General features: G+C 31.8%; 20 protein-coding genes. 8 read left to right on the top strand and 12 right to left on the bottom strand.

Annotation, left to right across the window (positions count from 1 at the left end; translation table 11 throughout):
• Positions 1–7 precede the first annotated feature (7 nt).
• From bioA to PQF96_RS07515, 3 genes are read right to left on the bottom strand one after another with little or no spacing between them, the layout of a single operon-like run.
• Positions 8–1273 (bottom strand): adenosylmethionine--8-amino-7-oxononanoate transaminase, encoded by a 1266-nt coding sequence (gene bioA, locus PQF96_RS07525; protein ID WP_271765619.1) that lies wholly within the window; start codon positions 1271–1273, stop codon positions 8–10.
• Positions 1274–1324: 51 nt separating this feature from the next.
• Positions 1325–1966, bottom strand: a complete 642-nt coding sequence (bioD, locus tag PQF96_RS07520; RefSeq protein WP_271765617.1) for a dethiobiotin synthase — start codon at positions 1964–1966, stop codon at positions 1325–1327.
• 14 nt (positions 1967–1980) lie between these two features.
• Positions 1981–3129, bottom strand: a complete 1149-nt coding sequence (locus PQF96_RS07515) for an aminotransferase class I/II-fold pyridoxal phosphate-dependent enzyme (protein ID WP_271765616.1) — start codon at positions 3127–3129, stop codon at positions 1981–1983.
• Between the two features lie 122 nt (positions 3130–3251).
• Here PQF96_RS07515 and PQF96_RS07510 point away from each other — a divergent pair, with 122 nt between their 5' ends.
• From PQF96_RS07510 to PQF96_RS07485, 6 genes are all read left to right on the top strand, one after another.
• Positions 3252–3773 carry a DUF2975 domain-containing protein gene (locus tag PQF96_RS07510; protein WP_271765615.1) on the top strand — a complete coding sequence of 174 codons (522 nt, stop codon included), beginning with the start codon at positions 3252–3254 and terminating at the stop codon, positions 3771–3773.
• A gap of 2 nt (positions 3774–3775) precedes the next feature.
• The gene (locus PQF96_RS07505; protein WP_271765614.1) at positions 3776–4294 is read left to right on the top strand and encodes a DUF2975 domain-containing protein; all 519 of its coding nucleotides are present in this window, start codon (positions 3776–3778) and stop codon (positions 4292–4294) included.
• 2 nt (positions 4295–4296) lie between these two features.
• Positions 4297–4500: a helix-turn-helix domain-containing protein gene (locus PQF96_RS07500; RefSeq protein WP_271765612.1), complete on the top strand. Its 204-nt coding sequence runs from the start codon at positions 4297–4299 to the stop codon at positions 4498–4500.
• 165 nt (positions 4501–4665) lie between these two features.
• Positions 4666–5979 (top strand): metallophosphoesterase, encoded by a 1314-nt coding sequence (locus tag PQF96_RS07495; protein ID WP_271765611.1) that lies wholly within the window; start codon positions 4666–4668, stop codon positions 5977–5979.
• Positions 5980–6126: 147 nt separating this feature from the next.
• The gene (locus PQF96_RS07490) at positions 6127–7929 is read left to right on the top strand and encodes a M61 family metallopeptidase (protein WP_271765609.1); all 1803 of its coding nucleotides are present in this window, start codon (positions 6127–6129) and stop codon (positions 7927–7929) included.
• A gap of 11 nt (positions 7930–7940) precedes the next feature.
• The gene (locus PQF96_RS07485; protein ID WP_271765607.1) at positions 7941–8480 is read left to right on the top strand and encodes a GNAT family N-acetyltransferase; all 540 of its coding nucleotides are present in this window, start codon (positions 7941–7943) and stop codon (positions 8478–8480) included.
• On the opposite strand, the gene PQF96_RS07480 is transcribed toward PQF96_RS07485, so the two are convergent.
• From PQF96_RS07480 to PQF96_RS07465, 4 genes are all read right to left on the bottom strand, one after another.
• Positions 8458–11298 (bottom strand): alpha/beta hydrolase family protein, encoded by a 2841-nt coding sequence (locus PQF96_RS07480; RefSeq protein ID WP_271765606.1) that lies wholly within the window; start codon positions 11296–11298, stop codon positions 8458–8460. The two genes, PQF96_RS07485 and PQF96_RS07480, sit on opposite strands and share 23 nt — an antisense overlap.
• A 218-nt stretch (positions 11299–11516) precedes the next feature.
• Complete coding sequence (locus tag PQF96_RS07475; protein ID WP_271765605.1) at positions 11517–12530, bottom strand: hypothetical protein; 1014 nt, start codon at positions 12528–12530, stop codon at positions 11517–11519.
• Positions 12531–12687: 157 nt separating this feature from the next.
• A complete protein-coding gene (locus tag PQF96_RS07470) occupies positions 12688–13383 on the bottom strand; it encodes a LytR/AlgR family response regulator transcription factor (RefSeq protein WP_271765604.1) in 696 nt (231 codons plus the stop codon).
• 2 nt (positions 13384–13385) lie between these two features.
• On the bottom strand, positions 13386–14696 hold the full coding sequence (locus tag PQF96_RS07465; protein WP_271765603.1) for a sensor histidine kinase: 1311 nt from the start codon (positions 14694–14696) through the stop codon (positions 13386–13388).
• A gap of 205 nt (positions 14697–14901) precedes the next feature.
• On the opposite strand from PQF96_RS07465, the gene PQF96_RS07460 reads away from it, so the two are divergent.
• Together PQF96_RS07460 and PQF96_RS07455 are read left to right on the top strand one after the other, a co-directional pair.
• Positions 14902–15771 carry an ABC transporter ATP-binding protein gene (locus PQF96_RS07460; protein ID WP_271765602.1) on the top strand — a complete coding sequence of 290 codons (870 nt, stop codon included), beginning with the start codon at positions 14902–14904 and terminating at the stop codon, positions 15769–15771.
• A 24-nt stretch (positions 15772–15795) separates the two neighbouring features.
• Positions 15796–19368, top strand: a complete 3573-nt coding sequence (locus tag PQF96_RS07455) for an ABC transporter permease/M1 family aminopeptidase (RefSeq protein WP_271765601.1) — start codon at positions 15796–15798, stop codon at positions 19366–19368.
• Positions 19369–19400: 32 nt separating this feature from the next.
• On the opposite strand, the gene PQF96_RS07450 is transcribed toward PQF96_RS07455, so the two are convergent.
• The 5 genes from PQF96_RS07450 to PQF96_RS07430 form a co-directional block, all read right to left on the bottom strand.
• A complete protein-coding gene (locus PQF96_RS07450; RefSeq protein WP_271765600.1) occupies positions 19401–20270 on the bottom strand; it encodes an alpha/beta hydrolase in 870 nt (289 codons plus the stop codon).
• A 131-nt stretch (positions 20271–20401) separates the two neighbouring features.
• Positions 20402–21235 carry a LytTR family DNA-binding domain-containing protein gene (locus PQF96_RS07445; protein ID WP_271765599.1) on the bottom strand — a complete coding sequence of 278 codons (834 nt, stop codon included), beginning with the start codon at positions 21233–21235 and terminating at the stop codon, positions 20402–20404.
• Positions 21236–21305: 70 nt separating this feature from the next.
• Positions 21306–21584 (bottom strand): F0F1 ATP synthase subunit epsilon, encoded by a 279-nt coding sequence (locus PQF96_RS07440; protein ID WP_109435038.1) that lies wholly within the window; start codon positions 21582–21584, stop codon positions 21306–21308.
• A 97-nt stretch (positions 21585–21681) separates the two neighbouring features.
• On the bottom strand, positions 21682–23190 hold the full coding sequence (gene atpD, locus PQF96_RS07435; protein ID WP_109435037.1) for a F0F1 ATP synthase subunit beta: 1509 nt from the start codon (positions 23188–23190) through the stop codon (positions 21682–21684).
• Between the two features lie 510 nt (positions 23191–23700).
• A complete protein-coding gene (locus tag PQF96_RS07430; protein WP_271765598.1) occupies positions 23701–25290 on the bottom strand; it encodes an SGNH/GDSL hydrolase family protein in 1590 nt (529 codons plus the stop codon).
• Between the last annotated feature and the right edge of the window lie 73 nt (positions 25291–25363).

Raw genomic sequence — 25363 nt, 5'->3', positions numbered from 1 at the left:
AATATGCCTAAATCTGTCCCAACAATTCAACAATAGCATCATAAACACTATTTAATTGGTCATTAGTAATTACATATGGAGCCAGAATATAAATTGTATTTCCCAATGGTCTTAGAAAAATTCCTCGCTTCATAAAATGATCAAATATCTCATAACGCTTTTTACCATATCGATCCATGTCTATATTTAATTCCAAGGCATAGATTACTCCTTTTTGTCTTGTTGTTTTTACTTTAGAATGCTCTTTTATCCTGGTGTCAAAATCTTTGTGAGCTCTAATTATCCTATCAATATGATTTTGGAATTCTTCTGTTTGTAACAACTCTACTGCAGCTAATGCTACCGTGCATGCTATCGGATTTGCAGAGTACGTATGCGCGTGAAAAAAAGCTTTCCCGACAGAATCATCAAGAAAAGCATCATAGATTTCTTGTGTACAACTTGTAACCGCCATAGGAACAAACCCGGCAGTTAAAGCTTTTGACATCGAAATAATATCTGGTTTTGTTTCTATATATTCTGATGCAAATAGTTTTCCTGTTTTTCCGAAGCCGGTCATTACCTCATCGGCAATCGTGATCACATTATTTTCTTTACAGATACTTAAGATTTGATCTAAATATCGTGCCTCATACATATGCATTGCATTAGCCCCCTGAACTAATGGTTCATATATAAAAGCTGCTACTTCATTAGTTTCAATATACGCTTGCAATTGTTTTATTACGCTATCAATATTTTCAAAATTAGGTGTCGAAATACGTTTAACATTAATAAAAAAATCTTCAAAAGGACCATTATATACAGATAATCCAGATGCAGACATCGCTCCAAAGGTATCTCCGTGAAACCCATCTTTAAACGCAATAATCGTATTTCTTTTTTCTCCTTTATTAAAATGATACTGCAGTGCCATTTTGATACCCACCTCATTTGCAGTAGAACCGTTATCAGAAAAGAATATCTTCTCCTGATTATCTGGTAAGATTTTGATAAGTTCTTCAGATAACTCTATTGCTGGTTTATGTGTAAATCCGGCAAATACAATCTGATCTAACTGCTGCATTTGCTCTTGTACTTTCTCTAATATAAAATCATTACAATGCCCATACATAGCGGTATACCAGGATGCAATACCATCTATGTATGTTTTATCATCTTCATCAAATAGCAAAGCTCCTTTTGCCTTTACGATGGGTAATGCTTCGGGATGTATTTTATGTTGTGTGAGAGGATGCCAAAGATGCTTTTTATCTCTTTCTTTTAAAGTCATATGAAGCGTATTTTCGTAGAAACGAGTATCTTTTTGATTTATTTTTTTATGCTAAATAGATTCAAGGGCATCTTTAAACAGTTCTGAATATGAAGAAACCACTCTTTCATCAAAATAAGGTTCATCTTCAATTCGACCAATGATATTTACTCCTGTCATCTTTTGAATGATATCTTCTGTAGTTTTATGTTCATCTCCACTAAAAATAATAGAGACGTTATATCCTTTTTCTTTCAAAATCTGAATAGTTAGCAAGGTATGGTTAATACTTCCTAAATAATGCCTGGATACCACAATAACCTTATAATCAGGTTTAATAATATCGAGAATAGTCTTGGTATCATTTAAAGGAACCAGTAATCCTCCTGCACCTTCAATAACTAAATCATTGTTTACGTTTGGAAGTTTTATCTTATCAAGATCAATGACAATATTATCAATTTCTGCAGCAGCATGAGGACTCATCGGTGTTTTTAGAGCATAACTATTTTTATGAAATTTAGATATTGAATTAGATACCAATGTTCTTACTTTATCAGTATCTGAAAATTCTAAATCCCCTGCCTGAATTGGTTTAAAATAATCCGCTTGCAGTGCTTCTACAACAATAGCAGAAGCTATCGTTTTTCCTACCTCGGTACTTATTCCTGTAATGAATATCTTTTTTGGATGTCCCTTTTTTTTACTAGACATAACTATCCTTTTTTTTAGGTATTGACAAAGGTAGCTAACAACTCCAGAACTTCATCGATTTCTTTTCTAGAATTAAAAGAATGTAAACAAAATCGCAATCGCTCTTCACCTGCGGGTACTGTAGGAGACAAAATAGGTTTTACTTCAAATCCTTTTTCCTGAATTCTGGTTGCTATTTCTTTTATTTTCTTATTCCCTGAAATAATACAGCAATGGATCGCAGAATCACTTTTAATAAAATGTGATTTTAGATCAAGTGTTTCAAGTTTATCTTTAAAGAAAGAAATATTCTCAGCAAGTTTTTTTATTTCAGGTGTCGTATAAAGTTCCTGATAAGCAATATTGATAGTAGCCAGAGCGTGCGGTGGTAATCCTGTCGTATAGATAAAACTTCTGGCAAAATTTATTAAATACCTTTTTAAATCTAATGAGCCTAAAATTACAGCTCCATGACATCCCATTCCTTTACCAAATGTATTAATTCTTGCAAAAACCTGATCTTCAATATGTAATTGCTGTAATCGCCCAGTTCCATATTTTCCGTGAACACCAATTGCATGTGCTTCATCAACTATAAGATGACAATCATATTTTTTACAGAATGCTACAAAACCATTTAGATCAGGAGTATCTCCATCCATAGAAAAAACAGATTCGGTAACCACATAAATTTCCTGATTTTTATCATCCCCATTTTGAACTCGTCTAATGTGCGCGTCTAAATCTTCTAAGTCATCATGCTTAAATTTATAGGATTTGGCATTACTCATTTGTATTCCATCTCTTATAGAAGCATGAATTAACTCGTCATAAAAAATGACATCTCCTCGCTGAGGAACAGCAGAAAAAATCCCAATATTAGCATCATATCCAGAATTAAACAACAAAGCAGTTTCTGCATTATGAAATTTTGCTAAAAAAACTTCCGTTTCTGGATATAATGTATGATTCCCAGAAAGCAACCTGGAACCCGTTGCTCCATTTTTATAAATTTCTTTCTCTTTTAAGAACTCATGAGATCGATCAAAAATTCTTTTTGAAGAAGCAAATCCCAGATAGTCGTTGGATGAAAAATCATTTAAAGTATTTTGCATCCCTAATCCCCTTAATGCATTATTAGCTTCGCGATCATCGAGTTTCTTTATCAATTTTTTAGGCAGCATAGGTCAAAGGTACAAAGACCTTTAGATTTTAAAAACTAAACACTGAAATTGTTATTATTTAATAATAAATTATTGTTTTTCAATAATTTTTATATATTTGTTATCGTTAAACAATAATAAATATGAAAACCAAACAAGTTTTAAGTGCAATGAAAATAATATCCTGGGTTATATTCATTGGTTTATGTATTAAGTTAGGAGCAATCCTTATTTCGGGTATAATAAGTCTTTTTGTAAACAAAGAAGCTTCACAAAACCTATATCTAGGTTTGGACTTATCAAACCTTTATGATTTTTCTGTTAGGTATTATATCATGCTTTTATCATTAATTGTTTCTATAATCGCTCTGAAAGCTTATATGTTTTATTTGGTGATCAAATTTTTTTTAAAGATTGATTTTGATAAGCCATTTACATCAACCATAGCAAAATTAACTTCTAACATTAGTTATATTTCATTATGGGCAGGTTTATTAGCCTATTTTGCAAATAGATATAGTAAATGGTTATTAAAAAAAGGAGCTGTATTTGAATTTGATTGGGGAAGCTCAGAATTTCTTTTTATGGCGGGAATTATCTTTATTATTGCATTTATCTTCAAAAGGGGTGTTGAAATTCAATCTGAAAACGAATTAACTGTATAACTATGAGATTAAAAATGTTTGGCAAAAAATCGTTATCTGAACTATTATTTTATTGTACCTGGTTCATCGCTTTTGGATACTGCTTATTCCTTTTATTTATAGCATTTTCATTTATCACAGACACATTTCTCAGTATTAATGATAATCGTTTTGCCATTGAGATCCCCTTTACAGGTTCTTTTGTAAAAGGACAATACGAATCAGAAGTAATTTTATCAATTATTGTATTTTTTGTTTTCTATATTTTATTTTTCTACACGTTATCATTGATTTTTAAAACTTTTAAAGCAGAAATACTGTTTACCAAAATAGCCATAAAGCATTTGAAATATTTTGCCATATTAAATTTGTTTTCACCTTTTGTATATGTAATCATTCTGTTCATAGTAGGATACAGTATAGGTTTAAGTGATCTTTCTACAGTATTTTTACATATCATGTTAGGAATTTTTGCTTGGTTTATTATAGCAATATTTAAAGAAGGATTTCAATTACAAGAAGAAAACGAACTAACTATATAACTATGCCAATAATTGTAAATCTAGATGTAATGCTAGCCAAACGAAAAATGAAGAGTAAAGAATTGGCAGAAAAAATAGGAATTACCACTGCAAATCTCTCTATTCTTAAATCAGGGAAAGCAAAAGCAATACGATTTTCTACACTTGAAGCTATTTGTGAAATTCTGGATTGTCAACCTTCAGATATTTTGGAATATCAATCATAACTAATTATAATAATGATCACGTTTTTTCTTAAGTAAATACATCTCTTAAAAATCAATTTACAATAGAATGCTATACATACTATAGTATTCAATAAACATAATCAAAAGACAACGAATAATTCATTGTCCAGTATTTCTATTGTCTAATTTTAAACACACCAAAAAATGAAAAAGATCAAAAAATGGAAGCTATTTCTACTTTATCCCATATTAGGCATACTCACTCTTATCATTATTTTTATACTTTATAAAATGAATCAAAGTACTTTTATATTAACCAAAAATGGTATCTATAAAACATTACAAATTCCTCTAAATTCAAAGTTTCTAAATCTAAGTATTAATCTAGGCGGTGCAGGTGATAACCCTACATTTGATAATGATTTTATTGAAGGCCCTATTGTGACTTACAAAAAAGATGATACGATCGTTGTAGACTGGTATCAAGAAAATAGTACGCATCAGAAAACTTATAATTCTACCCTAAAGAACTTCACTATTACTTCTAAAAATCATTCCTTTAACTTCTCTCTACCAGAAATTAAAAAACCAATTACAGAGGTCACAACTATACCTGAAAAAATTACATTTATTAGTGATATTCATGGGGATTATGGATACATGGATACGCTTCTCAAAAATCTTAAGGCCATTGATTCTCTTGGCAACTGGAGTTTTGGAAAAAACCATCTTATTATTGCAGGTGATATGGTAGATCGTGGAATAGAAGTAAGTACTGTGCTATGGAAAATAGTTCAGCTTTCGGAGCAAGCAGAGTTAGCTGGTGGAATGGTTCATTATCTCCTAGGAAATCACGAACAATACCTACTCAGAGGAAATTTCAGTCGTGTACACCCTGCTAGTTTATTTGCTATTCAGCAAATGATGACCTTCAAAGAAGCTTTTTCTAACAAAACATATTTAGGACAATGGCTTAGAACTAGACCAGTACTACTTAAAATAGGCTCCATACTAATTGCACATGGTGGAATAAGTCCTGAAACTGCAGCAAAAAAATACACCATAAAACAGATAAATCAAGCTACCTGGAAATATTGGAACCATGAAGCGGTTAATGAAGACCTCAAAGAAATCATATTCGGAGAAACAGGAGTCACACAATACAGAGGTTACATTAGAAAAAATGACAAAGTCAAAAAAACCTCAAAAAAAGAAGTAGATCAAATACTTCACACCTTTAACGCATCTCATATTGTTGTTGGACATACTGATGTTCCTACTATTCAACCTCTTTACCAAGGAAGTGTATATGACATCAATGCTATAGAAAATTCTCCACAAGCTTTACTATTTGATAATGGAATTCCAAAAATTATAAATATTGATATTATTAAAAATGAAAATACTGCTGAGGTATACTTGCGAGATTTTTCCTTTTTTAAAGCAAATGATTGGAAGGCGATAGCATTAACCATAAAAAACATTGTTAAACTTTCTAGTATCAGTCATCCCTATTAAAAAGTACTTCAATAGAATTACAATTAATACTTATATTTGGATTTCATCATTAATTTGTATAGAAATTCGGTGTAGTTATAACTTTTAAAAGTATTAAAATAATTTTTGTGAATTCTATATGACAACACGAATCATAAATTTAAACAAATGAAAATAGTACAAATATTAATAGCGATACTACTTGTACAATTGGGCTTCTCGCAATCAAAAAATCAATATAACATATCTTTTGACAATGCGGTCCATCATGAGGCCAAAATAAAACTAACTTTAACAGATCTAAAAGCAGATACTATTGCCATAAGGATGAGTAGAACATCTCCCGGAAGATATGCTTTGCATGAATTTGCGAAGAATGTCTATGATCTAGTAGTTACTGATGGTAAAGGCAAAAAAATCACCACTACTCGACCTAACCCACATCAATGGGATATCTCGGGACATGATGGTACTGTTAACGTTTCTTATACTTTATTTGCAGATCGAGCAGATGGTACCTATTCGCAAATTGATGAAACTCATGCTCATCTTAATATTCCTGCCACTTTTATATATGCCCCAGAACTAAAAGATCGACCGATAGAAATTACTTTTGATTTTAGAAAAGATCTAAATTGGAAAATAGCTACCCAACTCAAGACTTTGGGAACGAATAAATTTGGTGCTCCTAATCTACAATACTTTATGGATAGTCCTGTAGAAATTAGTAACCATACAGTACGGGAGTTTAAAGTAGCTTCCAATGGTTCAGACAATATTATAAAGCTTGCCTTACATCACCCTGGTACAGAAGAAGAGGCCAGTACATATTTTGAAAAAATTAAAAAGATTGTAGTGCAGGAAAAAGCCGTGTTTGGGGAGTATCCTAAGTTTGACAATAACACATATACTTTTTTAGCCTGTTATATGCCACAAGTATCAGGAGATGGCATGGAACATAGAAATTCTACAATACTTACCAGTACACGTAGTCTTGCCAATGAAGGAATGGAAAAAAATATAGGTACTGTATCTCATGAATTTTTTCATGCCTGGAATGTGGAACGTATACGACCAAAAACATTAGAACCTTTTAATTTTGAAGAAGCTAATATGTCGGGAGAATTATGGTTTGCAGAAGGCTTTACCAGTTATTATACCGGTTTAATCTTGTGTAGAGCCGGTATTTTAAGTCAAGAGCAATACATAAAGGGATTAGCAGGATCCTATAACTATGTCTGGAACTCACCTGCCAGAGCCTATTTTAATCCAACAGAAATGAGCTATCAGGCTCCTTTTGTAGATGCCGCAACATCTGTAGATCCAGTAAATCGAGGAAATACCTTTATTTCATATTACTCTTATGGTAGTGTATTAGGATTAGCACTTGATTTATCGCTAAGAAATCTTAAAGATGACCTTAATCTGGATGACTATATGAAGCTAGTTTGGAAAAAATATGGTAAAACTGAAATTCCATATACCAAAAATAATTTACGAACCACTTTAAAAGAATACGCTGGAGAAAGTTTTGCTAATGATTTCTTCAAAAAATATATTGATGATAGCCAAATCCCTGATTATAAAACTTTATTTGCTGAGTTTGGAGTTTCGTTAATTAATGATTCTAAAAAACCATATCACGGAATCTCAATAAAATTTGATAAAAATAATAACGCAATAATCAATAATTATCCTAAAAAGGGAACACCAGCATATAAAGTAGGATTAGATAAAGATGATATTATTTTAGCAATAAATGATGATTCCTTTACTAATAAAAAAGAACTGGAAGAATTACTTAAAAAATATACTCCTGGAGAAAAAATAAAGATCACTTACAAAAGGTTTGAAAAAGAGATAGAAACAGAAATGACTCTTGCTACAGATCCAAAAATTGAGATTGTATTACAACAAAATGCTGGTAAAAAAGCCACAAACAAACGTGAAAAATGGTTAAACGCTAAATAGTCACATACATCATGAGTATAACGTATACCACGGTTACTTCTGAAGAGGAATTACAACAAATCTTAACTCTTCAACAAAATAACTTACCTATATCAATTTCTAAAAGCGAAAAAGAAATAGAAGGCTTTCTTACCGTACAACATGATCTTGAAATCCTTAAAAAAATGAATACTTTACAACCACATGTTATCGCCAAAGATAGTAACAAAGTGGTTGGCTATGCACTGTGTATGCTTAAAGATTTTAAAGAGGATATTGAAATTCTGAAACCCATGTTTACTCAAATTGAAGCACATTTAGATGCGCATATCTCTTATTTTGTTATGGGGCAAATCTGTGTTGACAAAGCCTATCGAAAACAAGGCATTTTTAGAGGTTTGTATCAAACCATCAAAAAAGAGTCACAACAAAACTATAATCTCCTTATTACAGAAGTTGCATCAAATAATTTACGCTCATTACAAGCGCATTATGCAATAGGTTTTAAAACATTAATTACTCATAAATCCGATGGTGTAGAATGGCATCTTATTCATTGGAACTGGGAGTGATGCTTTGTCGTTTCCCTACCGTTTCCAGATCATAGCCAAAATCTCTTCCTTTTTGTATCCTGGGAACACCTTTAGTCATCCATTCTGGTGCAAGTTCACCTTTTAAGTAATGATCAAAAAACTGCATCATCCGTATTGAAAGATCTTGTCTGTTTTTTATCTTTCTTAGGTTGTGAGCTTCATCATTATACACCAATAACCATGCTGGTTTTTGCAGTCTGCGCATTCCCATAAACATTTCAATACCTTGATAATACGGGACAGCCCCATCTTTATCATTATGCATCATTAATAGTGGTGTTTCTATTTTGGGAATTCCAAATAATGGAGAGTTTTCTATATATAAATCAAATCCATCCCATAGATTTTTACCTATACGACTTTGTGTTTTTTCATATTGAAAAGCCCTACTCATTCCTGATTGCCATCGGATTCCTCCATATGCAGAAGTCATATTACTCACAGGTGCGCCCGCCATTGCAGCTTTAAATTTATTAGTTACTGTAACTAAATACGCCACTTGATATCCTCCCCAACTCTGACCTTGAATAGCCATATTATCACTATCAATATATCCAGATTTTTCTAATGCTTCTACTCCAGAAACGATACAATTATAAGCGCTCGCTCCGGGTTTACCTTCTTCATAAACAATATCAGGCACAAACATGATATAATCATTACTTACGAGATAAGAAGCATTTACCGTAGAAGCACTAGGCCTTGGAATATGATAATAATTATAGCTATCTGATCTTTTCTCATAAAAATAAGTGATCAAGGGGTACTTTTTAGATGGGTCGAAATCTTCTGGTTTATATAGAATTCCTTCTAATTTTTTGCCATCATATGCTTTCCATGAAAACAACTCTGCAGTTCCCCATTTAAAATCTTTTTGATGTGGATTGATTTCTGTGATTTTATTTGATTCTTTAAATCCATCATCTGTTACATAAAGATCAGAAAAAGTAGTGAAGTTTTCCTTTCGATAGGTGAACACCTCATTATATTTTGCTTTTTTATAAGATCCTATATAGAATTTTAATGGTTTTATTTTTTCAATAAGTTTTCCCTTTCGTAAAACATATAAACCAGAAACTTTTGTCTTTTTATCAAAACTTGTAATCAACAATGCCTTATTACTATATGACGCTAAATTTCTATGATCAGAATCTAGCCTCTGTATTCTATATTGGATGTTATTTTGTCTTCCGGTTTTAGTTATGTTACTTGGTGCTTTATTTCCCGAAAGCAAAACTTTCCAAACATCAAATTTATCATAAATCAAGGCATTACCTTCATTGTCAAAACCTCCAAACCCATATGGAAAAGGTAATGCAGGTTTATCGTTATCCTCATCATAAAATGCTACTTCTAAATCTTTAGTAAGATTTGTTTTTTGTTCGGTGTGCAAATTAACTGACCACCAATTTTTGGTATTCATATCATAATACAAAGCATATTTTCCGTCTGGAGACAAATATGGTCGAGAACCTATATTTTTAATTATCAAATGCTTTTGCCCTGTATTTGTATTAATTTTATAATAATCTTTGGTTCGAGGGAAATCCCAGGATCGTCTAACATCATAAGGTGATCCCGTTGATCCTAAAACAAATTGCTGTTCTCTATCATCATCAAAAATGACATCATCAATAGTATTATCCTGAATATGAATATAGTTTTTGGTTTCTGTATTATAGTACGATAGATAAGCCTTCTTATTAAGTTTTTCGAATTTGGATTTCTGTTCGGGTTGAATCAGCTTATCCTGCCAATTCCAAACATCTACTTGAGGTATTTCATCTTTTAATAAAGTTGTGTCCTTACTATATACAATTTTGGGTTTTGAAAATAAGTAAAGTCGTTTTCCGTTTTCAGAGAAAAAAGGAGTTTGATCCTTACTCAACTCCCAATTTTTCCTAAGGTGTTTACCCTTAACATCAACAAGCTTTTGTAATCTTCTATCTTTATAATAATGTAGTTCAAATTTTAAAGAGTCTATTGCTGTAGAATCTGTAACTGATAAATATGTAAATTGACTACCATCTTTATACACCGAGAGTTTAGTATACATGTATTTTGTAGTATCTATAACAGTCTTTGTCCCAGATATTAAATTGTATTGAAATACGCCTAGATCTCTTTCTTTTTCTTTTTTATTTTTAAGTGTATAATAAAAAGTATTTCCTCGCTCAGGAATAGTAAAATCTTTTATTTGATGTATGGTATCTTTTTGTTTAGTTTCTAAGTTATATACCAGAGCATAATTTTGTTTATATGCTAATGAAGTATTTTTTTGTAACGTGTCTTTTTTCTGTTCAGAAGCGTCTTTCTTTTTCTTTTTTTCCTTTTTATACTTTTCAAGAACTAACCAGCCTTCTTCTTTTTGGGGCATTTTATAAGTCTTGACTCTTAAAATAGAATCTGAAATGCTATTGGTTTTTGCATCATAGATCAATAATGCATCCTTTGCTCTGTTTTCTTTTTTTATCTCTTTCTTTTTTTCTTTTCTAGTTAATTGATATGCCGGTTTTTTCTTAAAAACCACATAGTTTTCATCCCAAGAAATTGAAGCCTGATATCCATTTGGATAGGTGAATTTAGTTTTACTTTGAGTATTATATATTTCTAAATAGCCATCGCCTCTTTTAGTATTAGTTTGGATTGTAGAAACAATTAGTCTTCCTTTATTTGATATTTTTACGTTAGTAATATTCTTCCATAAATCGTAGTCATCATGGGTCAAAGTCTTTTTCTGCGCAGAAAGAAATGAAGTGCTTAGTATAACTACAAAGGTGATCAGTCTTTGAATCATAATTCAAGTTTTAATATTAGCGAGTTTTTGCATGGGGAAAAGTATAAAACCTTTCTGCTAATATAGGTTGTTTAACATAATTTTATCTAAAAATCAGGCATTTATATCGTAATACCGTTAATTTTTTAGAACATCAAAAATATTGCGCTTTTTACTCGTATTAAATCAATGATACCATGAAACCAAAAAATTGACTCCATGGTACCATAATTAAGTTTTTATTCAATTCCCAAATATGGATTATAGGTATATGTTTTATCAAAGTTTTCTAGTCCATTAAAATATTCATCTACAAGGTGAGCGGGGTAATATGCTATTCCTCCTGCCAATAATCCTTGATTTCCCCCATCATTTTTATCATCCCAATTCCAAGGAGCATTAGCGTTACCATTCCCATACGATTTCTGAAAAGATTTGGCATTACTAAATAGACTAGTATTAAATCTTTGATCCCACATCCCTCCATTTTCGAAAATATTTACTAGTTTATATTTTACATTTCTATCATAGATATCAGAAGGATACTCACTTGTGGTTTTGCTTGGAAAATACACTATATAATCGCTCCCTCCTGGTTTTTGTTTTGAATGCGCTTTTATACCATGGCCTTTGGCTTCTGCAGAGGTTTTAAATCGACTTACTCCATTGTGATTTTGTAATGTTAATGTTCCATCTATATCTTCGTTTCCATTAGTCAATCCAGAGTTAGGTGCTTTATAAGAATAAAAATCAGAGTGAAATACGGTTATAGCTCCCAAAGCACTGCCATACATCGAATTATCTTTTTTAACAACCGTCAAAACACCTTCCAGATCATTTTCATGTTCATCTAAGCGATATAGAAAGAAAATATCTGTCCAGTCTCTTGGATGAAAAAACGCATAAGTAACAAAATAATGTGTTGTTGTTTCTACTACAGAATAATACCCCACAGCATTTCCTTGATTGCTAGTTTTTGAAATATTACTCCAGTTATTCTTTGCGTTAAGATCTCCATCAAAATCATATCGTGTAATATAATCTGCTTTCCCACTCAAACCATGAGAACCAGTCCTGTCAACATCCTGATAATGAATCGGAGCATGGTAAAATGCCAAGTCGAGGTAAAAATTTTGGTTTTTGTTTAAATTAATAGCATTCTCTCTCTGGGTTTGATCAGGGGTAAAATCATCCCCTTTTTCGCAACTAAGAATAACAATAAAGATGAGTGTAAATAAAATAGATTTTTTCATAATTGAAAAGTGTTTGGTTAATAATCACTTAAAAGTAATACCCTACACCTTTCAAAAGCTTAGCTAATTCTTAAGGCTACTTTACGTTAATATTGATAAAAGGTTATCTATATTAAATTAGTCTGAATATTTGAACGATCGAGTTTTTAATACTGTTTTAAAACAATCTGTTTTTCAAAATCGCTTTATACGATTGTCCTATAGGAATAACCGCTCCTTCTAACTTAATTTGATTCCCAACAATACTTTTAATTGAAAAAACACTCACCATAAAAGAGCGATGTACTCTTATAAATTGTTCTGTTGGTAGAATGGTTTCAAAATAAGAAATTGATTGATGGATAAGTAACATTTCATTTTGAAGGTATAATTTTACATAACTACCATAACTTTCTAAATATTTAATATCATCTAACTGAATATGATAAGTTTCTTTATCTCCTTTTAAAAAAATACTGGTATTAGTCGCCTCCTTGACAATTTTATTTTTCTTAGAAGAATGTTCTTTTTCTTTGATTACTTTGGTATATGCTTTTAAGAATCGTTCAAAAGAAAAAGGTTTTAATAAATAGTCACAAACTTCTAACTCATAACTTTCTACTGCAAATTCTGAATACGCAGAAGTAATTATAATCAACGGAGGGGAGGTTAACGTTCGTAAAAAATCCAAGCCTTTTAGTTTAGGCATTTCAATATCCAAAAAAATCAGATCTACTTGTTTTTTCTGCAAAAATGTTATTGCATCTATGGCATTATAACAATTCCCAATCAAGGTTAAATCACTTAGTGACACAGCATAATCTTCGATTATAGTATGCGCTATAGGTTCATCATCTACAATGATATAATTCATGTTTAGATATTAATTGTTAAACGTACGTTATAGGTTTCTTTCTGGATATCAAAATCAAGAGTAAATGCATTATTATATATAATCTCTAATCGTTTTTTCAGGTTTTCTAGTCCAATACCTTTAGAATCACTTTGAGCAGATTTATCATAATTATTAGAAACTTCAAACATAATCTGACGATTAGAAACTTCAAGATTTATATTGACGTAAGCTCCTTTCACTAAAGAATCTACTCCATGCTTAAATGCATTTTCTAACAATATTATAAATAATAATGGAGGAATCAGGATATCAGATTCTTGAATATCTTTATTAAAAGTAATTTCTACCTTTTCATGATGTCGTATTTGCTGAAGTTCTATATAATTCTCAAGATATTCTATCTCCTCTTCTAGTTTTACTTCAGATTCTTTCCCTTTATAAATTACATATCTCATAATATCGGAGAGTTTAAGAATAAGATCTGGAGCATCATCAGATTTACGTTTTGCAAGTCCGTATAAATTATTTAAGGTATTAAAAAAGAAATGCGGGTTTACCTGCTGTTTTAACAATGCTAACTCTGCTTTGGCTTTATCTGCTTTTAGATTTTGAAACCATTTCCATTGATCATACAGCCACAATACTATGAACAAGGGTATAGGAAACAAAAAAATTATAAATAAATCGAGATTTTCTTCATGGGTTCTGGTACCTAAAAAAGCTATAACCAAATAAAACAACACTAACCCTCCTCCATAGAGTCCGATAATCAACAATCTGTATTTTTGAAAAAATCTTGGTGCCAAAATATAAAATACTCCCAACCAAAATAATGTCAATAAGGAAAAAGTAATTGGGTTATCAGGCACTCTCATATAGTCATCTATTATTAACATAACAATAAAAATGATAGCAAGGATTATCATTTTTATCAAGATAGACTTACGTTCTTTTAATAATGTAATTGTGTTTTTATTCTTATACTTCTGTAAATACCATGACCAAAGAATGTAAAAACTGCTTATAAACAATAAAAACATACAACTGATCCCTAACACTCTATAATCCATTAATTTCCCCAACATAAATCCTATCAGAGAGATTGTCCAACTGGCTATCATCCAATAAAAAATCTTCTCTTTTCTATGAAAAAATGCAGCGTGTACAATAATAGAAATAACTAATCCCCAAAATATAAACCCCAATACATTAACTAGTATTTCTTCGGAATCGATACGAATAAAATCAACATACTTAAGGCCTTCAATTATAAAAAAGAGAAGTATAAATCCAAATGGGATAGCTCTATATTTCTTTAAAAATCCAATCATAACTCAAAAATAATAAACCTATACATATCCCAATAGTTATATGTACAGACGCTATCAAAATAGAAACGAACTCGTCATTTTTTTTGATTAATCGTATTTATTGTGTTTTTCAAAGTATCTGTTCAATTCTATTTGTATTCATATAAATTATTGGGTTTCTCTTCCAACTCAATTTATGTTCGTGTCAGAATCAAAATTAATTGGTATGAACACATTACAAATAAAAAATGTATCAAAAACCTATGCTAATGGCGTAAAAGCGTTAGATACTATTTCACTAACTATTCATAATGGTATGTTTGGCTTGTTAGGGCCAAACGGAGCAGGTAAATCTTCTTTAATGCGAACAATTGCGACTTTACAAGAACAGTCATCGGGAGACATCTTGTTTAACGGAATTGATATTATTAAACAACCTCAGGAATTAAGAAATCAATTAGGATACCTCCCACAGGAATTTGGAGTATATCCAAAAATTTCTGCGCAAAAACTCCTGGATCACCTTGCTATTTTAAAGGGCATTATTAATAAAAAAGAACGCAAAGAACAAGTAGAAGCCTTATTGCAACAAACAAATCTATACCAGCATAGAAAAAAAGCAGTATATACTTTTTCTGGCGGAATGCGACAACGATTTGGTATTGCACAAGCGTTATTAGGTAATCCTAAGTTGATTATTGTAGATGAACCAACAGCTGGTCTGGATCCTGAAGAGCGTAATCGATTTCTAAATTTATTAAGTGAAATAGGAGAACACATTATTATTATTCTATCTACTCATATTGTAGAAGATGTAAAAGATTTATGTGCTAATATGGCTATCATGAGTCAGGGTAAAATAATTACAAGAGGTATTCCTACTCAATTAACAGAGAAATTACATGGCAAAATCTGGCACAAGATCATAGAAAAACAAGATCTAAAAAGTTATCAAACTGCTTTTAATGTCATTTCTACCCGACTAATATCTGGCAAAACGCAACTTCATGTTCTTGCAGATGAAAAACCAGAAGCCGGATTTGAACCTATTAATCCGGGATTAGAAGATGTGTATTTCAGCACGTTACAAGCATAAATTAATTACAAAATAAACACGATTATGTTTACTCAACTTTTTCAATTCGAATGGCGATATCATTCCAGGCAATTATCATTCTACATGTTTTCTATTGCATTTTTCTTTTTTGGATTTTTCATGTCATCAAAAGGTAGATTAGGAAGTTCAGAATTAATTAAAAGTAATGCTCCATATCAAATTAGTTTTTTTATTGGAATGTTTAGCCTGGTATCTGTTTTTGCGATTATGTTCTATTGCGTGCATGCAATCATTAGAGACCAACAATATCATACCGAAGGCATTATCTATACTACTTCTATCAAAAAACATCATTATTATTGGAGTCGGTTTTTGGGAGTATTTTTGGTTAGCCTTATTGTATTTACTTTAGCACTTGTGGGTTTTGGAACAGGAACATTTTTCCCCACTTCCCCAGACCAATTTGCTCCCTTTAAGATTATACATTATTTATCTATTTGGACAACCCTACTATTTCCTAATTTATTTATTCTTACTGCTTTATTATTCTCAATTTCTGTATTTTCTCGAAAAGCATTAACAATCTATATTGGTGCTGTTCTTATTTATGCTTTATATTGGGGGTGTTCTATATTTCTCAACTCTCCTATGCTTGCCCAGGCTGTACCACCTTCTCAAGAAAATATGGTTATTGCTGCATTAGCCGATCCATTTGGATTATCTGCTTTTTTTGAGCAAACCATGTATTGGACTCCTTTTCAAAAGAATACTCAACTTCTATCCTTTTCTGGATATTTTCTTTGGAACAGAATAATCTGGATCTCGCTTTCAATACTTCTTTTAGGAACTACATATAAACTGTTCTCCTTTAGAAAAAATGCTCAAAAAGCAAAAAAAAATGAAGCCATTTTAGAAAGAGTACATCAGAAAAAATTGTACACTCCAGTTTTGACATTTGCAAAAACCAGAAAAGCACAATGCTCTAGTTTTTTATCCCTCACAAAATTAGAGCTAACAAACATTTTTAAGAGCTTACCCTTTATTGCAGTACTTTTGATATGGATTTTGATCGCTATAACCGAAATTTATAATAGGATTTATGAAGGTGGTTTTTATCATGATAGTTTATATCCTTCAACATCATCATTAATTGAATTGATAAGTGAACCACTACCTATTTTAAGTCTAATTCTTATTATTTTCTATAGCGGAGAATTAATATGGAAAGAACGAAATTTAAATTTTAACGGTATTTTAGATACGACTCCTGCATCAAACAATATCTTTTTTTTCTCAAAATATGTTGCACTACTCGTATTACCATTATTATTAATTATCACTTCTATTCTAGTTTCTATAAGTTTTCAGATTGCTGGAGATTATTATGATTTTGAATGGCAACAATACATTAATATGTTCTACTTTCAGGGTACTGAGATGATTTTTTATGGTGTTTTGACACTCTTCATTCAAAGTATAGTATCCAACAAATACATAGGAATGTTTCTTTCTGGAATTCTTATTTTTTTATTAGGAAGTTCGCTAAGTAGTTTTATTGGGATAGAACATCCACTACTTCAACTAGGAAGAACATCTAAAGTAATATACAACGATATGAATGGCTATGGATATTACCTAAAACCCTTTAATTATTATGCTTTATATTGGATAACACTTGCAGGAATTTTGGTAGTACTAGCCTTCAAATTATGGAAACGAGGAATCATCGCTAGTGCAAAATTCAGAATACGATTACTTTTTTCGAATTGGACAACACTCCAAAGAAGTATTGTTTTTGTATTAGCTCTACTTTTTATTAGTTCTGGAAGCATAATTTTTTTTAATGTCAATATTATAAATGGTTATGTTTCTTCTCATAAGGAATTAGATTTAGCCGAAGCTTATGAACGTAAATTTAAACAATACGATTCGCTTGAAGAATTGTATCCCATCCATCTAAAAACAGCCGTGGATATCTATCCCGATGAGAAAAAATACACAGTAAAAGCTGATTATATCTTAAGTAATAAAAGTGACACTAAAATTACTACTGTTTTTATATCTCCAAGAGAACCATTACAATCCGTATTTTTAGAAAATGCCGTATTGATTGAATATGATTCTATTTTCAAAACACATCTGTTCAAATTAAAAAATCCTTTATTGCCTGGTCAGCATTTAAAATTTAAATATGAGCTCATCATAAAAAATGATGGTTTCGAAACTCGAAATTCTATTGTAAAAAATGGCAGCTATATTTTACATTCCTCCTTTGAACCATCTTTGGGATACAGAAGAAGTAAGGAAATTAAAAATTCTAGCGAACGAATAAAGCGTGGGTTACCAAAATTAGAAGAAGAAATCATAAACAATACTAATTTACATGCAAAACCTGATAACCTTATTGGTCGTGTTCCTTTTGAAACCATAGTATCAACACAGACAGATCAAATCGCTATTGCACCGGGAAATCTTATTAAAAAATGGAAAGAGGGTCACAGAAATTATTATCACTATAAGACACATGGTAAGGTATCTCCTTTACTTGGATATTTTTCTGCTCGTTACGAAGTACAACAAGAAAAATATAATGGTATCAATATAGAACAATATTTTCATCCAGAGCATCAGATGAATATCACTTCGGCTATGAAGGCTAGTAAAGAGACATTAGAGTATTGTACCCAAAATTTTGGCGATTATGCTTTTGATCATCTTCGTATTGCAGAAATTCCTGCACATTGGTCCTTTGGAGGACAGGCTATGCCAGGAACCATAAGTATGGTCGAAGATAATTTTTATTTATTGGATCAACGTAATCCTGAAGTTTTTGACCTGGTAGCCAAACGTACTATTCATGAAGTAGCACACCAATGGTGGGGACACATACTAACACCCAAAATGACTCAAGGGGGAGGTTTTTTTACAGAAGGGTTAGCCAAATACACAGAAATGGTAGTAATGGAGAAGTATTACGGAAAAGGTGCTTTGTGGAATTTATCAGAAACATCTAATAAACGATATTTTACAGGACGTTCATACACTTCAGAACTAGAACCTCCTATCTATTTATCAGACGGGCAAAGTTATCTCCAATATGGCAAAAATTACACTGTATTACTAGCGCTTAAAGAGCTTATTGGAAGTAGAAAAATAAATACTATACTTCATAAATTGGTGTCTAAATTTGGAAATAAAGAAGAATTTGAAATTATTACCTTGGATTTTCTTGAAGAAATTTATCTGGTAACTCCTACAAAATATCACCCCCTAATTGATGATTGGTTTAAGCGTATTATTATTTATGATTTAAAAATAGAGAACACTTCATACAAAGAACTAAAAAGTGGAAAATACGAAATTACGCTAGATGCAGTAACCAAACGATTTGAAACCAAAAATCAGGGTAAAGATGTAGAAATTTCGATTCAGGAACCTATCCAAATAGGATTATTTAGAAAACATCCTAAAAAGATCAAAGTGGGTGATGATATCTTATATTTAGAAGCGTATCATTTTGACAAAGAGAATTCTCAAATAAAGATTATTGTTGATGAGATTCCTAAATACATTAGTATTGATCCTTACGGAACGCGACTAGATAAAAACAGAATTGATAATATAAAGCATTTATAAATCTTAGTATAGATAGAAACTCCAAATGCTAATTAATTAGTATTTGGAGTTATCATTTTCTCGATTTTTTTTATGTATTCATCTTCATAATCAAATATTCCTCGAATATGTTTTCCTTGTATTTTCCAAAATTCAGTATTTGATTTATTTGAAGCTTCATAAAGTTTCTTTCCTAAGACATAAGGTACTTCTGTATCAACTGTACTATGAATAATTAGTACAGGTTTTGTAATGCGTTTTATTTCTTTTTCTGCTGGAAAATCATTGTTCATTAAAAGAGGTACAATCCATTTAAAGTTTTCGAGATGTAATGCGTTTGCATATACCTTACCAATATCAGGAAAGGAACTAAATGTACCTTCTACAATAAGACCTCTAATGTTTTCTTGTCTTTCTGCTGCATTCATTACTGCAAAAGCACCTCCTAGTGATTGTCCCCAAATAATAATAGGTTTATCGATTACGTCTTCGTGCTTTATTATCTCATCAAAAACAAATAATGCATCTTCTTTTAAGATACGAGAATTGTCTGCACTACCTGTGGACTTTCCAAAATCTCTACGTTCAAAACTAAATACCTGAAACCCTCTTGAAAGTAATGTTTTATAATACTTTAAAGATGTCTGTAAATGCATTCCTTTGCCTGCATAATGAAAAATAGTTCCTTTTGAATGAATCGTATCTGTCTTAAAAAGCACTCCGTGTATCTTAGTATGATCATCCATTTTAAAATAGTATTCTTCATAAGTGAATACTGTTTTAAGAGTATCATAACCTACATCATTAGTTTTATAAATTATTGTATCTGTATATCTTGAAAATCGAATACACAAGGTGCTTAAGAGCAAAACAGTGATAATGATTACAAATGATCCTTTAATTATTTTACCAAATTTCCTCATAATTTATTATTGCTATCATAGATTGATTACAAATAAAGGAGGTCATACATTGTAAAAAAAATGAAAGTGGGTAGTCTGTCTTTTTTGTGGTTAACGCATATTTTTTGTGGTGAAATACTAAAAAACTGTGGCTAATTAATAGTCTTTTTTACACTTTCAAAATAAGTTTTAGAAACAGGAATAGCATTATCAATATTTTCTAACAGAAGTTTTGCATTCTGCGAATTTCCCTTAAGAGATTTCATAAATTTAGGATTAACAAGATAAGACCGATGGGTTTGCAACAAGAAAGAAAGTTGCTTTTTCGTATTAGAAAGTGTATTTCGTAGTATTTTTTCTTTTACTACTTCCTCATCTTTATAGAAAATTATTACATAATTATCCTCGGATTTAACATAGACAACTTGCGATGTCACGACTTCAAAGATTTCTTTTTTCATCGTTCCTTGTAGAAGAATTGTTTTCTTTTTGGATTCTTCATTTTCTATTGTACTAACTACATCGTCCTTGATAATGTTCTTTTTACTTGCATACCGATGTCTAAAAAAAAGAGCAAGAACAAATAATATTAATCCAAACCCCAGAAACATATGCTTAAACCAAAATAGGAACAAGCTTAAAGTAAGATGTTCGGGTCTTTTGTTTATAATAACTTCTGTATATATAAAAGCTAAAGTAATTGCTACAGAAAGGTATAAGATGCAAAAAAATAATTCCTCGACCCATTTCCATATTTTAAAACTCTCATAATACCATTTGGATAAAAGATGAAAAACAATATATACTATAAAACAAATCCCTCCATACCCTATAAAATACAGGCTTTTATATGGGTTACTAAAGTTATTTGATCCAAATGGTTGTAAAAAAACAAGTATAAAAACCACGATAAAACTTAGGATCGAAGCGATCAAAAAATGATTTCGAAAAGAAGTTGAATATGGAAAAGGGTTACTTAAAAACATAAAAATCCCTGTTAACTAATAACAGGGATTAAATATATTGATTTTAAAAAGATCTAAAGTCCTTTCTAGCTTAATCTGCTAGTACAATTACTTTATTATCTTTCATTTCGATAGTTCCTGAGGTAATAGAAAGTAGTGTTACTCCGTTTTCACCTTTAGTGAATTTATTAGCAACCTCTTCTTCCAAATTCATATCCCCATACACTTTTACATTTCCTTTTCCTAACAAAGAAATAATAGGTGCGTGATTATCTAACATTTGAAATTCTCCATCTACTCCTGGCACTGCAACCGAGGTTACTTCACCACTAAATAAAACTGCTTCTGGAGTTACTATTTCTAAATACATAGACAAATTTGTTTGTCATCCTGAACTTTTTTCAGGATCTTATTATTACTTAATTTTCGACAAAAAATACTGAAACAAGTTCAGCATTAGCTTCGGTTTATGCTTCAGCTAACATTTTCTCACCAGCTTCAATAGCTTCTTCGATTGTACCTTTAAGGTTAAATGCAGCTTCTGGCAAATGATCCAATTCACCATCCATAATCATTGTAAATGCTTTGATAGTATCTTTGATATCTACTAAACATCCAGGAATACCAGTAAATTGTTCTGCTACATGGAATGGCTGAGATAAGAAACGTTGAACACGACGTGCACGTCCCACTGCTAATTTATCTTCTTCAGATAATTCTTCCATACCAAGGATAGCAATAATATCTTGTAATTCTTTATAACGTTGCAATAGCTCTTTTACTCGCTGTGCACAATTATAATGCTCATCTCCTAAAATATCTGCAGAAAGAATTCTAGAAGTAGAATCTAAAGGATCTACTGCTGGATAAATACCAAGTTCTGCAATTTTACGAGATAATACTGTTGTTGCATCCAAGTGAGCAAATGTTGTTGCTGGTGCTGGATCGGTAAGGTCATCTGCAGGTACATAAACTGCTTGTACAGATGTAATCGATCCTTTCTTTGTAGAAGTAATACGTTCTTGCATTACACCCATTTCTGTTGCTAAAGTAGGTTGGTATCCTACGGCAGATGGCATACGTCCAAGTAATGCCGATACCTCAGAACCAGCCTGGGTAAAACGGAAAATATTATCTACGAAGAAAAGTACGTCTTTTCCTTGTCCGTCTCCCGCTCCATCACGGAAATATTCTGCTATTGTAAGACCAGAAAGTGCAACACGTGCACGTGCTCCTGGTGGCTCATTCATTTGTCCAAATACGAAAGTAGCTTTAGATTCTTTCATCACTTCTTTATCCACTTTGGATAAATCCCATCCTCCACTTTCCATAGAATGCATGAAGTCATCACCATATTTGATAATACCAGATTCAAGCATCTCACGAAGAAGGTCATTTCCTTCACGAGTTCTTTCTCCAACACCTGCAAATACAGAAAGACCACCATGACCTTTTGCAATATTGTTAATCAATTCCTGGATCAATACGGTTTTACCAACTCCGGCACCACCAAATAATCCAATCTTACCTCCTTTTGCATAAGGCTCAATAAGATCAATTACTTTAATCCCTGTAAACAAAACTTCTGTAGAAGTTGATAAATCTTCAAATTTTGGAGCGTTACGGTGAATAGGAAGGCCAGCTTCACCAACTTTTGGAAGATCTCCTAAACCATCAATTGCATCTCCAATTACATTAAATAGACGTCCATATACATCTCCTCCAATTGGCATTTGGATAGGAGCTCCTGTTGCAACTACTTCCATCCCTCTGCTTAATCCATCACTGGAATCCATTGCAATAGTACGTACAGTATCTTCACCAATGTGAGACTGAACCTCTAACACTAGTTTGCTACCGTCTGTTCTGTTAATTTCTAACGAATCATAAATTTTTGGTAATTCAGTACCAGCAGCGAATTCTACATCGATAACCGGACCTACAATTTGAGATACTTTACCTGTAACTTTAGACATTATATAACTATTTAATGTTTAGTATTTAATTATAGTAAAAAAATCAGGTATCCAACTGTACTGAATACTAGCTTTTTTCAGGCTGCAAATATAGTCTTTTAAAATGAAAAAAATAACTCATTTTCTTTTGTTTTTTTAGAGGCATACTTTACTTCTTCTTTAAGCCTTAAAAACACTACTTTTTTAGTTGCTTTACAATGATTTTGAATTGTTTCTGAATTAATTTTACTTATATCTGGTTTACTTGTTTTTAAATAAACTAAACTTAATAGAGACGTATACCGTAGCATTGAGTTGTACTATTTCCGGTTTATCATTTTAATTTTGATCGAATATGTTAATAAATGCAGCTGTATATAAACTTCCAGTTTCAAGTATCGCATCTCATTATTTTCGATGTATTGAAAAAGGAATGTACTCAAAAACCACTTCAATAAACAGCATAAAAAAACCACTTTGGACGTATAGTACAAAGTGGTTTTTTAAAAGAAAATTATATTATCTATTATTTTACTGTAACATTGCTAGCGAATAAAATGTTGGATAGTCCACTGCCTTTACTAACGGTAAGTTCGAATTATATGTTGTATTTATTTCTTCAATAGCTTTATTAGCTAAGAATGCATATCCTCTTGCCGTAGGATGTACTCCATCTAATGAAAAAGCACCTCCAAAAACCAAATTATCATTCAATAGAAATTCATCAAATGCTATTCCGTTTTCACTTTCAGAAATTTGATCAAGAATCATATTTGCATCTACAAACGCCAAACCTGCTTGTTGTACTGCCGAACTTATCACTGTATTAAAAGCTGTTGTTGCAGCAGCAATTTCTTGTTGCTCTGCTGGTATCAATACCCATTTATCTTCTAAAGGAAACGTTACACCATTAACAGCTAATTGCCCAGCTTGCATCTGGGATAACCCATAGGTCATCATCAACATGGCAACAGCATCTGTATTAACTTGGCCTATAATTGAAGAGCTTGGTAGCACTAATAAATCATTTTCATTAGCAGGTCGAGCCTGGCCATATAAAATACCGGTAAGGGTAGCTGTACCTGGGTCGACCATGTTTGCTATAAGTGCTGCTGTTATTTGAGAAGACAAATCTGGTAATGACTCATCTTTTATAACTACTGCACTTGCTGCATCAAGAGCAAATTCGATTGCTCTTTCAGGAACTCCTAACCCTGTAAAAACCTCATTTAAACCTGCAAATTGAGCATTTAATGTTGGAATCAATGGTCCAAAACCTGGATTTGTAGGGTCTAATGGTTTAAAAGGAACTGTAGTAAAGTGTGGTATCGAGGTTACGTTTGGAATATTAAATGCAACTCCTTTTGCCCCTCCAGAAGTTAACGTAGTTACTAACCCATTATATGCATTAGTAAACATGGTTTGATCAGTTATAGGGTCTGTACCATCTCCTCCTGATAAAGCGTATCCCAAAACATCATTATTCCCAATCCATAAAGAGAAAAATGTTGGGTTTTGTGCCATTGCATCTCCCAATACAGAAGCTGTAGCACTAGAAGCAATTCTTACAAAATAAGGATTTGCCAAGCTTGGCAACCCTGCAGCATTACCATATCCATCTGCTAATAGATGGAAACTTTTAGCTCCCGGAATACCCATATTATTAAATGGTCCAGACAGCACATTGGTGATTTCTGTTGTAGGTATTTCTGGAGTATTATCTCCTGGAGTAGTTCCTAATAATCGTGGTCCAGATTCGTTAGGAGGTTCTGGATTAGGGTCACTATAAAAATAAAATCTAGGGTTCAAAGCTGGCATCCCACCTATTAATGCTCCTCCTATATTATCACTCATTAAGGGTTGTGTAAAGTCTCCTCCTCCCGCAAGAGCAAATTGATTTGCTAAAATATTTGACATCGAATTTTCTTGCCCCGCAATAAATAATGCTCCATCAGTAAATCCTGCTGTCAAAGAATTTCCCAAAGAAACATATGTTGAAAAATCTGCGTCACCTGAAGTAATTACTACTTCTTGCATTGTTGTAGAAGCATCATCGTCTGAGTCACAGGAAATACATCCAAAAATTAGCAGAAGTATTAACCATTTATATTGAGTATTCATCTGTTCTTTTTTATTTGTTTTTACTTATCAGATTGAAAATCGTTATTATGTGTATGTATTTAAAGCAACATAT

Origin of the sequence: Aquimarina algiphila, assembly GCF_947494415.1 — a bacterium.
Lineage (GTDB): Bacteria > Bacteroidota > Bacteroidia > Flavobacteriales > Flavobacteriaceae > Aquimarina > Aquimarina algiphila.
Note: the sequence above shows the minus strand (reverse complement) of the source record. Positions and strands in the feature narration are given on the sequence as shown.